We start from the raw sequence: 12,123 nt of genomic DNA, 5'->3' as shown, positions 1-12,123 counted from the left end.
ACGTTCTCATCGGCGGTTCGCCGCCCCCGCGTTGTCGTGATCAGGACCGAGAGGGCAGGATGACCGCATGACGCACGCGATGCTGAAGGGGTCGAACGTCCCCGTAGAAGCCACGGCGGTCCGCGCCGTGCTGCGCTGGGCGCCGGGGCAGGACGCCCCGGACGTCGACGCCTCGGCGCTGCTCCTCGGCCCCGACGGCCGCGTACGGTCCGACGAGGACTTCGTCTTCTACAACCAGCCACGCCACCCCTCGGGCAAGGTGTGGAGACTCGGCAAAAAGCGTGTGGCCGAGGGCCTCACCGACACCATCCAGACCGATCTGGCCGGTGTCGAGTCCGCCGTCGGCCAGATTCTCCTCGTGGCCTCCGCCGACGACGCCTCCGGGCAGCCCGTCCCCTTCGGCCGCGTACGGTCCCTGCGCATCCTGCTGTACGACGCCACCGTCGCGGACGCCGAACCGCTGGCGTATTTCGACATCAAGCCGGAGACCGGCGACGAGACCGCACTGATCTGCGGCGAGCTCTACCGCCGGGGCGGCGGCTGGAAGTTCCGCGCCCTGGGCGAGGGCTACACCAACGGCCTCCAGGGCCTCGCCATGGACTTCGGCATCTCGGTCGACGAGTCGGAGGCGGCGGCCGCGACGGCCGACGAGGACGCCACGACCCAGACCCCGGCCCCGGCCCCGGAGATCTCGGCCCCGCTGCCCCGGAGCAGCCCCCGACGGGCGTTCCGGCCCAGCCCGCGTACGGCTACCCCCGGCGGCCCCGACGCAGCAGTCCGGCTACGGCTACCCCCACCCGCAGCCGACCCCGCCACCACCAACGGCCCGGCCTACGGCTACCCGCAGCCCACGGCGGCGGCCCTGGACCCGAACGTCCGGCTCCCCGCAGGGCCCGCAGTTCATCGGCCGCTGAGGCCACCCACGGACCCGCAGACGCCCAGGTGCCTGCGGGTCCGAGCTCATGGGCGAACCGGCCAGGACCGGCGTCAGCGCTCCGCCTTGGTCTTGTAGCCCCGCCCCCACTGCAGCCCCCACCCGTACAACCGGTCGAGCTCGGCCTGGAAGCCGTAGACGAACTTCACCTCCCGGCGCACGGTGATCTCGCCCTTGACGTTCTCGATCATCACCACCGCACAGGACCGGGCCTGCGGATGCCGCTCGTCCAGGCCTATCTCGATCCGCGGCCCGTTGCTCGGGTACAGCGTCACGATCGCGTGCGTACGGTCGAAGGCCGGCGTCTGGTCGTAGATGTAGACGAACACCAGCATCCGCTTGAACTGGTCCCGGTGGTCCAGGTTGATGTACATCGTCTCGCCGGACCCGGAGCCGAACCGGTCGTCCCCGCTCAGCCGCATGTACGGCGCCTCGTTGATGTCGCCGAGGAAGCCGCCCAGGGGCTGGACGACCCCCTTGGTCCCGTCGGCCAGTTCGTAGAGGCAGCCGAGGTCCAGGTCGACGTTCACCATGCTCTGGCTGTGCGCCTGCACCTCCTCCGGTTTGAGCGCCTTGAAGGGGTGCCGCAGCACGCTCTGCCGCTTGGGCGCGCCGATGTCGGAGGTCCGCATCCGCCAGGACAGGTTGACCCGCAGATGGCCGGCGGCCGCGTTCTGCTTGGAGAGGGACACCTTCTGGTGCCGCTTGGTCAGCTCGATCGCGTTGGTCGCCGCGTTGCCCGCGTCGAACTCCGAGGCCCGCCCGCGCCACAGGTTGTCCAGAAAACTCATACCCGCCCCACACCTGCCGTGTCGTCGCGTCAACCACCGACGGGGCGGCCGACGAGGACGCATCCTCGTCGGCCGCCCCGCTCAGAGCCTGCCCTCACCTCACGGGTGATCACACCCCGGAGGGGACCTCCGCCTTGTCGGTGGCGTCAGCTTTTCCCTCTTCGGCCGCCAGCGCCCTGTTACGGCGGACGGAGGACCAGAAGGACCAGGCGATCAGGATGACACCGATGGAACCGGTGATGAACTCGTTGATCTCGTACTGGATGGTGATGAGGAGGATCGCGGCGAGGGCACCGATCGCGTAGTGCGCGCCGTGCTCCAGGTAGACGTAGTCGTCGAGGGTGCCCTGGCGGACCAGGTACACGGTCAGCGACCGGACGTACATCGCGCCGACACCGAGGCCCAGCGCCATCAGGACGATGTCGTTGGTGATGGCGAAGGCGCCGATGACACCGTCGAAGGAGAAGGACGCGTCAAGGACCTCCAGGTAGAGGAACATGAAGAACGCGGCCTTGCCCGCGAGGGCCACGGCCGAACGCGGCTTGCCCGCGCGCTCCGCCGCTTCCTCCTCCTCGTGCTCGCGCTCCTCGTCCTCCTCCAGCCGGTTCTCGAAGAACCCGGAGAGCCCACCGACGATCAGATAGGTGATGAGACCCGCGAGTCCGGAGAGCAGGACGGTCTGCGCCTTGTCGACATGGGTGCCGCCGTGCTGGTGGGCCTGGGTCGCGAAGGTCATCGAGGTGATCAGCAGGACGATCATCGCGATACAGGCCGACAGCATGTCGATCTTGCCGAGTTTGGCCAGCGGACGCTCCAGCCAGCTCAGCCACTTAATGTCCCGGTCCTCGAAGATGAAGTCCAGGAAGATCATCAGCAGGAACATACCGCCGAACGCCGCGATCGACGGGTGGGCGTCGGTCACGTACTGCTGGTACTGGTCCTTGTCGTTGAGCGCGAGGTCGACGGCCTCGATCGGACCCAGCTGGGCGCTGATCGCCACGATCACGACAGGGAAGACCAGCCGCATACCGAAGACTGCGATCAGGATGCCGATGGTGAGGAAGATCTTCTGCCAGAAGGCATTCATCTTCTTCACGATCCCGGCGTTGACCACCGCGTTGTCGAACGACAGCGAGATCTCCAGGACGCACAGGATCGCGACGAGCCCGAGCGCCGTCCATCCGTCGTAGAGAACCGCTGCTACCAAGCCGAGCGCGGTGACCGCGAACGACCAGCCGAAGGTTTTCAGAACCACTGGCTACCCAATCGTGTGTGTACGGGGTTCCCCCGCGCCGCGCGCGGCTTTACGAAACTTTTGAACCCGAAGTCTAGTCGGGCACCCCACGCACCCCACACGGCCCCGGCTTTTGCGCATATAGCGCTACGAGACGTTCACCCCGAAGTCGAGGGCGATGCCCCGCAGGCCGGACGCGTACCCCTGTCCCACCGCGCGGAACTTCCACTCGCCGCCGTAGCGGTAGACCTCGCCGAAGATCATCGCGGTCTCGGTGGAGGCGTCCTCGGAGAGGTCGTAGCGGGCGAGTTCCTGGCCGTCGGCCTGGTTGACCACACGGATGAAGGCGTTGCTGACCTGCCCGAAGGCCTGGCCGCGGTTCTCGGCGTCATGGATGGAGACCGGAAAGACGATCTTGTCGACGGCGGCCGGCACCCGGGAGAGGTCGATGATCAGCGACTCGTCGTCGCCGTCCCCCTCGCCGGTGAGGTTGTCGCCGGTGTGCTCGACCGAGCCGTCCGGGCTCTTGAGGTTGTTGTAGAAGACGAACCACTCGTCCCCCAGCACCCGGCCGCTCTGGCACAGCAGCGCGCTGGCGTCGAGGTCGAAGGGGGCTCCGGTGGTGGTCCGGACGTCCCAGCCGAGCCCGACCAACACTTGTGTGAGGTTCGGCGCGGCCTTGGAGAGGGAGACATTGCCTCCCTTGGCGAGTGTGACGCCCATGGTGCTGGTCCTCCCCGATTTTCGAGCTGCAGTTGCTCAACTGTTCAGTTGTTCCGTACGCGGGCCCGCCCGGGCCCGTCGTACGAGCGCGTCCGGCGCCGCGGTCGGTGTCGACAGCGGCGCCGGACGCGGTGAGTCTGTGGCGCACGGGGGTCCTCCCCCGTGACTCAGACGTTCACACCGAAGTCCTGGGCGATACCGCGCAGGCCCGAGGCGTAGCCCTGGCCGATGGCGCGGAACTTCCACTCGGCGCCGTGCCGGTAGAGCTCACCGAAGACCATGGCGGTCTCGGTGGAGGCGTCCTCGGAGAGGTCGTAGCGGGCGATCTCCGCCTCGCCCGCCTGGTTCACCACGCGGATGAACGCGTTGCGGACCTGACCGAAGGACTGCTGACGGTTCTCGGCGTCGTAGATCGAGACCGGGAAGACGATCTTCTCGATCTCGGCCGGGACGGTCGCGAGGTTGACCTTGATCTGCTCGTCGTCGCCCTCGCCCTCACCGGTGAGGTTGTCGCCGGTGTGCTCGACCGAGCCGTCCGGGCTCTTCAGGTTGTTGAAGAAGATGAAGTTGGCGTCGCTGCTGACCTTGCCCGACGCGTCCAGCAGCAGGGCACTGGCGTCCAGGTCGAAGTCGGTGCCGGTCGTGGTGCGGATGTCCCACCCCAGCCCGATGATGACCGCGGTCAGGCCCGGCGCCTCCTTGGTCAGCGATACGTTGCCGCCCTTGCTGAGGCTGACTCCCACGAAGTCCTCCGTTTGGTTTCAGGGGCGGGGAGCCCCTGCGTTGCATTGGTGTCGGATCAACGTGTCGATCCTAGTGACGGGTTCCCGTTCCCCGCAGGGTGTGGAACCGAAGAATCACAGGGTGTCGAGGGCCGCGAGGTACTCCTTCAGGTCGCGGGCGTCGGGCAGGGCATTGACGACCGACCAGCGAACGAGGCCCTCCTTGTCGACGATGAACGTGCCGCGCACCGCGCAGCCCTTGTCCGCGTCGAAGACGCCGTACGCCCGGGAGACCTCGCCGTGCGGCCAGAAGTCCGACAGCAGCGGGTACTCCAGGCCCTCCTGCTCGGCGAAGACCCGCAGGGTGTGGATGGAGTCGTTCGACACGGCCAGCAGCTGCACGTCGTCGTTGACGAACTTCGGCAGGTTGTCCCGCAGCTCGCACAGCTCGCCCGTGCACACCCCGGTGAACGCGAAGGGGTAGAAGAGCACCACCACGTTCTTCTCGCCCCGGAAGTCCGAGAGCCGCACGGTGGCGCCGTGATTGTCCTTGAGCTCGAAGTCGGGGGCCTTGTCACCGACCTGGATCGCCATGATCTACCTGAGTCCCTTCATGGACTGTTCGGGTGACCCAGCCTACGCACGGAAAACGACGCGCCCCTGGAGGGGTGGCCCCGAAGGGGCCCGCCTCCAGGGGCGCGGGGAACTGACGCGACAAGCCACGACGAACGCGTCCGCCGTCGAGCAGTTCGCCCCGAGCCCTCAGGCGAACCTGCCGAGCCGAAGCGGCAGCGTTTACCTCTTGCCGGACTTCGCCGCCTTCGGCGTGACGAGCCGACTGCCGCTCCAGTCCTTGCCCACGCTGACACTCTTCGACGCGGACAACCCCGCAGTCGTCGCGGCCTCCGAAATGTCGCTGGGCTCCACATAGCCGTCCCGCCCGGTCTTGGGCGTCAGCAGCAGGATCGAGCCACCTTCCTCGATGTACGTGGTGGCGTCCACCAGCACATCCGTCAGGTCGCCGTCGTCGTCTCGGAACCACAGCACGACGGCATCGGCCACGTCGTCGTAGTCCTCGTCGACGAGCTCACTGCCTACGACTTCCTCGATGGACTCGCGGAGCTCCTGGTCGACATCGTCGTCGTAGCCGATCTCCTGGACCACCTGCTCGGGCTGGAACCCCAGCCTCGCGGCAGGGTTCGTCCGCTCCTCCGCGTGGTCCGCGGTCGCGCTCACGGGTTGCCTCCTGATCATGTTCGGGTGGGGTCGCCCCCTGGGGAATCAGCCACGCGCGTGCGCGAAGCATTGGCCGTAGTCCACACGGGCGGGGCGGATCGCGCAAGTACCCAGCCTTGGAGACCGCCGAAACGGTGACGATCCGGGCCGTGTCACCGCAACTCTCTACGCGGATTCACAGCTTCACGTGACGCACGCCACACCGTTCTGCCCTTTTTGCGCATTCAGCAACCATCCGGGGGTACGAGCATCGAATACCTTTACTACCTTTGTCGAGCCGGTGACCGCCCTGGTTACCTCTCGGTAGAGATGACGTTTGCGTTCCCGAGGTACACGATGGGGGGCGGTGCAGGCACCTAGAGAACCCCCAGAAGAACCCCTGCGGAACCCCCAGAAGAACCATTGAAGAGCGGCCCTCTGACAGCTAAGGAACAGCGTGGCTTCCGGATCCGATCGCAATCCGATCATCATTGGCGGCCTTCCGAGTCAGGTCCCTGACTTCGATCCCGAGGAGACCCAGGAGTGGCTCGACTCGCTCGACGCCGCCGTGGACGAGCGCGGCCGTGAGCGCGCGCGCTACCTGATGCTCCGGCTCATCGAGCGGGCCCGCGAGAAGCGCGTGGCCGTGCCCGAGATGCGCAGCACGGACTACGTCAACACCATCCCGACCAAGGCCGAACCGTTCTTCCCCGGCAACGAGGAGATCGAGCGGAAGATCCTCAACGCGACCCGCTGGAACGCCGCCGTGATGGTCTCGCGCGCCCAGCGGCCCGGGATCGGCGTCGGTGGGCACATCGCGACCTTCGCGTCCTCCGCCTCCCTCTACGACGTGGGCTTCAACCACTTCTTCCGCGGCAAGGACGAGGGCGACGGCGGCGACCAGATCTTCTTCCAGGGCCACGCCTCCCCCGGCATCTACGCCCGCGCATACATGCTGGACCGGCTCGACGACCAGCAGCTCGACGCCTTCCGCCAGGAGAAGTCGAAGGCGCCGTACGGCCTGTCCAGCTATCCGCACCCGCGGCTGATGCCGGACTTCTGGGAGTTCCCGACCGTGTCCATGGGCCTCGGTCCGCTGGGCGCCATCTACCAGGCGCGGATGAACCGGTACATGGAGGCGCGCGGCATCGCCGACACCTCCAAGTCCCATGTCTGGGCGTTTCTCGGCGACGGCGAGATGGACGAGCCGGAGTCACTCGGCCAGCTCACGATCGCCGCCCGAGAGGGCCTCGACAACCTGACCTTCGTGGTGAACTGCAACCTCCAGCGTCTCGACGGCCCGGTGCGCGGCAACGGCAAGGTGATCCAGGAGCTGGAGTCGGTCTTCCGGGGCGCCGGCTGGAACGTGATCAAGCTGGTCTGGGACCGCTCCTGGGACCCGCTGCTCGCGCAGGACCGTGACGGTGTGCTGGTCAACCGGATGAACACCACGCCGGACGGCCAGTACCAGACGTACGCCACGGAGACCGGGGCGTACATCCGCGACCACTTCTTCGGTGACGACCACCGGCTGCGCGCGATGGTCGAGAACATGACCGACGACCAGATCCTGCACCTGGGCCGCGGCGGTCACGACCACCGCAAGATCTACGCGGCGTACAAGGCGGCGTACGAGCACAAGGGCCAGCCGACGGTCATCCTGGCGAAGACGGTCAAGGGCTGGACCCTGGGCCCGAACTTCGAGGGCCGCAACGCCACGCACCAGATGAAGAAGCTGACGGTCGACGACCTCAAGCGCTTCCGCGACCGGCTGCACCTGCCGATCTCCGACAAGGAGTTGGAGAGCGGTGCTCCGCCGTACTACCACCCCGGGCGGGACTCCGAGGAGATCCAGTACATGCACGACCGCCGCAAGGGGCTCGGCGGGTACGTCCCGACGCGTGTCGTGCGGGCGAAGCCGCTGGCACTGCCGGAGGAGAAGACGTACGCGAGTGTGAAGAAGGGCTCCGGTCAGCAGTCGATCGCCACGACCATGGCGTTCGTCCGGCTGCTGAAGGACCTCATGCGGGACAAGGAGATCGGCAAGCGTTTCGTGCTGATCGCGCCCGACGAGTACCGCACCTTCGGTATGGACTCGTTCTTCCCGAGCGCGAAGATCTACAACCCGCTGGGGCAGCAGTACGAGGCGGTCGACCGCGATCTGCTGCTCGCCTACAAGGAGTCGCCGACCGGCCAGATGCTGCACGACGGCATCTCGGAGGCGGGCTGCACGGCCTCGCTGATCGCCGCCGGTTCGGCGTACGCCACGCACGGCGAACCGCTCATCCCGGTCTACGTCTTCTACTCGATGTTCGGTTTCCAGCGCACCGGTGACCAGTTCTGGCAGATGTCCGACCAGCTGGCCCGTGGTTTCGTCCTGGGCGCGACCGCCGGCCGTACGACACTGACCGGTGAGGGCCTCCAGCACGCGGACGGGCACTCTCAGCTGCTGGCGTCCACCAACCCGGGCTGTGTCGCCTACGACCCGGCGTTCGGGTACGAGATCGCGCACATCGTGAAGGACGGTCTGCGCCGGATGTACGGCGAGACCGCCGACGGCAAGCCCGGCGAGGACGTCTTCTACTACCTCACCGTCTACAACGAGCCGATCCAGCACCCGGCCGAGCCGGCGGACGTGGACGTCGAGGGCATCCTCAAGGGCATCCACCGCTACCGGGCCGGCGAGGCGGGCTCGATCCCCGCGCAGATCATCGCCTCCGGTGTCGCGGTGCCGTGGGCGGTCGAGGCACAGGCGATCCTCGCCGCCGACTGGAACGTGAAGGCGGACGTCTGGTCGGCGACCTCCTGGAACGAGCTGCGCCGCGAGGCGGTCGAGGTGGAGCGGCACAACCTGCTGCACCCCGAGGAGGAGCAGCAGGTCCCGTACGTGACGAAGAAGCTGAGCGGCGCCGAGGGGCCGTTCGTGGCCGTCTCCGACTGGATGCGGTCGGTGCCGGACCAGATCGCGCGCTGGGTGCCGGGCACGTACCAGTCGCTGGGCGCGGACGGCTTCGGCTTCGCGGACACCCGGGGTGCGGCCCGGCGCTTCTTCCACATCGACGCGCAGTCGATCGTGGTCGCCGTGCTGACCGAGCTGGCGCGTGAGGGCAAGGTCGACCGCTCGGTGCTGAAGCAGGCCATCGACCGCTACCAGCTGCTCGACGTGGCGGCGGCGGACCCGGGGGCCGCGGGCGGCGACGCGTAGCCCGCGCTCGGCCGAGCCGTTCAGAACGGCCGACGGTGTCAAGGGGTGGTGAACCCGTGGGTTCACCACCCCTTCACGTTTCCTACGATGCGGACATGAAGCAGCGATCGGTACCGGCTCAGGTCCGTTGGGAAAAGCACACACAGCGGCCGCTGTTCTGCCTGGCCGCAGTGTTCGCCGTGGCGTACGCCGTGCCGATCGTGCGGCCGGACGCGAGCGACCAGGTGGAGTGGTGGTGTGAGGCCGTCGAGTGGGGGGTGTGGGGCGCCTTCGCGCTCGACTACCTGATCCGGCTGGCGCTCGCCGAACGCCGCCGGGAGTTCGTCCGGACACGGTGGCTGGACCTGGCGGCCGTGGTGCTGCCCGTCATCCAGCCGCTGCGGCTGCTGCGGCTGGTGGCGACGCTGCTGCTGGTCGGGCAGCGGGCGCGGATGGCGTCGCAGATAAAGCTCACGACGTACGTCGGCGGGGCGGTCCTCGGGCTGCTGATGTTCGGGTCGCTGGCGGTGCTGTCCGTGGAGCGGGACGCGCCGGGCGGGAACATCGACACGCTGGACGACGCGGTGTGGTGGTCGTTCACGACGATGACGACCGTGGGGTACGGGGACCACGCGCCGACGACCGGGCTGGGGCGGGTGCTGGCGGTCGGGCTGATGCTGTCCGGGATCGCGCTGCTGGGTGTGGTGACCGCGAACATCGCGGCGTGGTTCATAGCGCGGTTCGAGAAGGACGACGCGGAGGAGCGGCGGCAGACGGCCGCGATAACGGAACTTGCCGAGGAGGTTCGGCTGTTGCGGGCGGAGGTGGCGTCGTTGAAGGGAGTGCCGGAGGGACGTGGGTGAGGGTGGGGTGGGGTGGGGTGGGGTGCGTTGTCGGGTGCGGCTGGGTGGGGCTTCTCGCGCAGTTCCCCGCGCCTCCAAAAGACACGGCCCTCGCGGGCCGTGAAAAGGCAGGGGCGCAGCCCCGCTTTTTCAGGGGCGCGGGGAACTGCGCGAGAAGCCCCACCGGGCCGCACGCTCAGACGAGACCCGTTCCCGGCCCCGTCACACCCGCGAGCCAGATGATCGCCAGGATCGTGTCGATCGCACCCAGAACGACCGCGATGATCGCGGGGACGGGGCGGGCGCCGGACCAGGTGCGGTTCATGGCCAGCCAGCCGCAGAGGACCGCCACGGGTCCCAGGACGATGCCCAGGACGAAGAATCCGGCGACCGCGCAGATGACTCCGATGATCCCGAGGGTCGCGCGATCCGGCCCGGTCCGTGACCACGTCCGGCCACGTGAGCGGGGGTGCCTGCGCGTACCGTGTCCGAAGCCCGCCATAGTCAACAACTCCCTGAACCTCGCGGTCAGTTCGAGTACGAGATGGCGAGTACCCCGGCGGAGTGGTTGAAACCAGGGAGAGTTGGCGGAGCCGCCTGCGCGCTGCCCCCCTCCGGCAGCGCGCCGCAGACCCCCGGGTCGCTCCGCAGTCGAACGACCATGCAGTGCGGAGGACTTGACCCACTGTGACCTGCGGCGCGCACCGGGTGGAAGCGATCTTCAGCGTTGTCACCCTGATAGGCGAACGCGGGCGGAAACCCGCGCGTGAAGCAGTGGCGGAGCTGTTAGATGTGCGCCGCTCCGGCACCCGCCTCGGCGTTCGCGCCGCGCTTGGTCAGGAACGCCACGAGGACGGCGACCGCGGCCACCCCGGCGGCGACCAGGGACGCCAGGCTCATGCCGGAGATGAACGTGTCGTGCGCGACCGTGGTGATCTTCGCGGCGATCTCCGTCGGGGTGCCCTCGGCGACGGGGGCCGCGCCCTGCTGGACCGCCTGCTTGGCCTGGGCGAGCTGCGCCTCGTCGAGCGGCGGGAGCCCCGCGTCCTTCCAGTTGCCCGCGAAGTCGCTGTCCACCTTGGACGTCATCACGGCGCCCAGTACGGCCGTACCGAGGCTGCCGCCGATCTGCATGGCGGCCTGCTGGAGACCGCCGGCGACGCCGGACAGCTCCAGCGGCGCGTTGCCGACGATGACCTCGGTGGCGCCGACCATCACCGGGGCGAGGCCGAGGCCGAGCAGGGCGAACCAGAGGGACATCACTGCGCTGCCCGTGTCCGTCTCCAGGGTCGACATGCCGTACATGGCGATCGCGGTGCAGGCCATACCGCCGGCCAGCGGGATACGCGGTCCCGCTTTGGTGATCAGCGCGCCGGCCAGGGGCGAGCCGACGATCATCATGCCGGTGAGCGGGAGCAGGTGCAGACCCGCGTCGATGGGGCTCATGCCGTGCACGTTCTGGAGGTAGAACGTCACGAAGAACAGGCCGCCCATGAAGGCGATGGCCATCAGGACCATCAGGACGACACCCGCCGAGAGCGGTACGGAACGGAAGAGGGCCAGCGGGATGAGCGGCTCCTTCACCTTCGTCTCCCAGAGGGCGAAGAGGGCGAAGCCGACGACCGAGACGACCAGGAAGGTCCAGGTCTGCGCGTCGCCCCAGCCCCACTCCGGGGCCTTGATGAGCGCCCAGACCAGGCAGAACATCGCTCCGGACAGCAGAGCGATGCCCAGCACGTCGAAGGAGCGCGGGGCGTTCTCGGCGCGGTGGTCCAGCAGGATCCAGGCGCCCAGGGCCACGGCGAGGACGCCGACCGGGACGTTGATCCAGAACACCGACTGCCAGCTGACGTTCTCCACCAGGAAGCCGCCGAGGATCGGGCCGCCCGCGGTGGAGGCGCCGATGACCATGCCCCAGATGCCGATCGCCATGTTCAGCTTCTCGGCGGGGAACGTGGCGCGCAGCAGGCCGAGCGCGGCGGGCATCAGCAGCGCGCCGAACAGGCCCTGGAAGACACGGAAGGTCACCACGAAGGCGACCGAGTTCGACAGGCCGATGGCCCCGGAGGCGGCGGCGAAGCCGACCACGCCTATGAGGAAGGTCTGGCGGTGGCCGAAGCGGTCGCCCAGCTTGCCCGCGGTGATGAGCGTGACGGCGAGGGCGAGGAAGTACGCGTTGGTGATCCACTGGACATCGGCCCAGGTGGCACCCAGATCCTTCGCGATGGCCGGGTTGGCGATCGCCACGATGGTGCCGTCGAGGGCGACCATCATGACGCCGACGGCCACGGTGAGGAGGGTGAACCAGGGATGGCCGCGCAGGCCCCGGCCCTGGTTCGTCGTCGGGTCCGACGGGACGTCTGGCGTCTTGTCCCCCGGTCCCGTCTTGTCGACAGTGGTCTGACTAGTCATGCGTGCGAGGCTAATGACAGCCACTGACAGTTGACAAACCAATTCACAAGTCGGTAACTGTCACGT

General features: G+C 68.1%; 11 protein-coding genes. 3 read left to right on the top strand and 8 right to left on the bottom strand.

Annotation, left to right across the window (positions count from 1 at the left end):
* The first annotated feature begins 67 nt into the window (after nucleotides 1-67).
* The gene (locus E4N62_RS04210) at nucleotides 68-1,012 is read left to right on the top strand and encodes a TerD family protein (RefSeq protein ID WP_230211975.1); all 945 of its coding nucleotides are present in this window, start codon (nucleotides 68-70) and stop codon (nucleotides 1,010-1,012) included.
* On the opposite strand, the gene E4N62_RS04205 is transcribed toward E4N62_RS04210, so the two are convergent.
* From E4N62_RS04205 to E4N62_RS04180, 6 genes are all read right to left on the bottom strand, one after another.
* A complete protein-coding gene (locus E4N62_RS04205) occupies nucleotides 988-1,725 on the bottom strand; it encodes a Tellurium resistance (protein WP_184894673.1) in 738 nt (245 codons plus the stop codon). The genes E4N62_RS04210 and E4N62_RS04205 overlap by 25 nt on opposite strands.
* 109 nt (nucleotides 1,726-1,834) lie before the next feature.
* Nucleotides 1,835-2,980 (bottom strand): DUF475 domain-containing protein, encoded by a 1,146-nt coding sequence (locus E4N62_RS04200; protein WP_230211974.1) that lies wholly within the window; start codon nucleotides 2,978-2,980, stop codon nucleotides 1,835-1,837.
* A gap of 126 nt (nucleotides 2,981-3,106) precedes the next feature.
* On the bottom strand, nucleotides 3,107-3,682 hold the full coding sequence (locus tag E4N62_RS04195; RefSeq protein ID WP_230211973.1) for a TerD family protein: 576 nt from the start codon (nucleotides 3,680-3,682) through the stop codon (nucleotides 3,107-3,109).
* A 167-nt stretch (nucleotides 3,683-3,849) separates the two neighbouring features.
* On the bottom strand, nucleotides 3,850-4,425 hold the full coding sequence (locus E4N62_RS04190) for a calcium homeostasis/redox stress adaptation protein (protein WP_005478762.1): 576 nt from the start codon (nucleotides 4,423-4,425) through the stop codon (nucleotides 3,850-3,852).
* A gap of 114 nt (nucleotides 4,426-4,539) precedes the next feature.
* Nucleotides 4,540-4,998, bottom strand: coding sequence for a peroxiredoxin (locus tag E4N62_RS04185; RefSeq protein ID WP_230211972.1), 459 nt, complete (start codon nucleotides 4,996-4,998; stop codon nucleotides 4,540-4,542).
* A 201-nt stretch (nucleotides 4,999-5,199) separates the two neighbouring features.
* Nucleotides 5,200-5,640 (bottom strand): DUF3052 domain-containing protein, encoded by a 441-nt coding sequence (locus tag E4N62_RS04180; RefSeq protein WP_033527287.1) that lies wholly within the window; start codon nucleotides 5,638-5,640, stop codon nucleotides 5,200-5,202.
* Nucleotides 5,641-6,076: 436 nt separating this feature from the next.
* Between E4N62_RS04180 and aceE the strand changes: the two genes are divergently transcribed.
* Both aceE and E4N62_RS04170 read left to right on the top strand, forming a co-directional pair.
* Entirely contained in the window at nucleotides 6,077-8,824 is a 2,748-nt protein-coding gene (gene aceE / locus E4N62_RS04175; protein WP_230211971.1) for a pyruvate dehydrogenase (acetyl-transferring), homodimeric type, read from the top strand.
* Nucleotides 8,825-8,919: 95 nt separating this feature from the next.
* Complete coding sequence (locus tag E4N62_RS04170) at nucleotides 8,920-9,666, top strand: potassium channel family protein (RefSeq protein WP_230211970.1); 747 nt, start codon at nucleotides 8,920-8,922, stop codon at nucleotides 9,664-9,666.
* Nucleotides 9,667-9,841: 175 nt separating this feature from the next.
* Here E4N62_RS04170 and E4N62_RS04165 read toward each other — a convergent pair whose 3' ends face one another.
* Nucleotides 9,842-10,147, bottom strand: coding sequence for a small hydrophobic protein (locus E4N62_RS04165; protein WP_230211969.1), 306 nt, complete (start codon nucleotides 10,145-10,147; stop codon nucleotides 9,842-9,844).
* A gap of 284 nt (nucleotides 10,148-10,431) precedes the next feature.
* Complete coding sequence (locus E4N62_RS04160; protein WP_230211968.1) at nucleotides 10,432-12,057, bottom strand: MFS transporter; 1,626 nt, start codon at nucleotides 12,055-12,057, stop codon at nucleotides 10,432-10,434.
* Between the last annotated feature and the right edge of the window lie 66 nt (nucleotides 12,058-12,123).

The sequence above is a fragment of the Streptomyces sp. MNU76 genome, from assembly GCF_020982545.1.
In the GTDB taxonomy this organism is placed as follows: domain Bacteria; phylum Actinomycetota; class Actinomycetes; order Streptomycetales; family Streptomycetaceae; genus Streptomyces.
Note: the sequence above shows the minus strand (reverse complement) of the source record. Positions and strands in the feature narration are given on the sequence as shown.

Coding starts and splice junctions, on each gene's coding strand:
- E4N62_RS04210 (WP_230211975.1), top strand. CDS start 68: ATGACGCACGCGATGCTGAAGGGGTCGAACGTCCCCGTAGAAGCCACG.
- E4N62_RS04205 (WP_184894673.1), bottom strand. CDS start 1,725: ATGAGTTTTCTGGACAACCTGTGGCGCGGGCGGGCCTCGGAGTTCGAC.
- E4N62_RS04195 (WP_230211973.1), bottom strand. CDS start 3,682: ATGGGCGTCACACTCGCCAAGGGAGGCAATGTCTCCCTCTCCAAGGCC.
- E4N62_RS04185 (WP_230211972.1), bottom strand. CDS start 4,998: ATGGCGATCCAGGTCGGTGACAAGGCCCCCGACTTCGAGCTCAAGGAC.
- E4N62_RS04170 (WP_230211970.1), top strand. CDS start 8,920: ATGAAGCAGCGATCGGTACCGGCTCAGGTCCGTTGGGAAAAGCACACA.
- E4N62_RS04165 (WP_230211969.1), bottom strand. CDS start 10,147: ATGGCGGGCTTCGGACACGGTACGCGCAGGCACCCCCGCTCACGTGGC.
- E4N62_RS04160 (WP_230211968.1), bottom strand. CDS start 12,057: ATGACTAGTCAGACCACTGTCGACAAGACGGGACCGGGGGACAAGACG.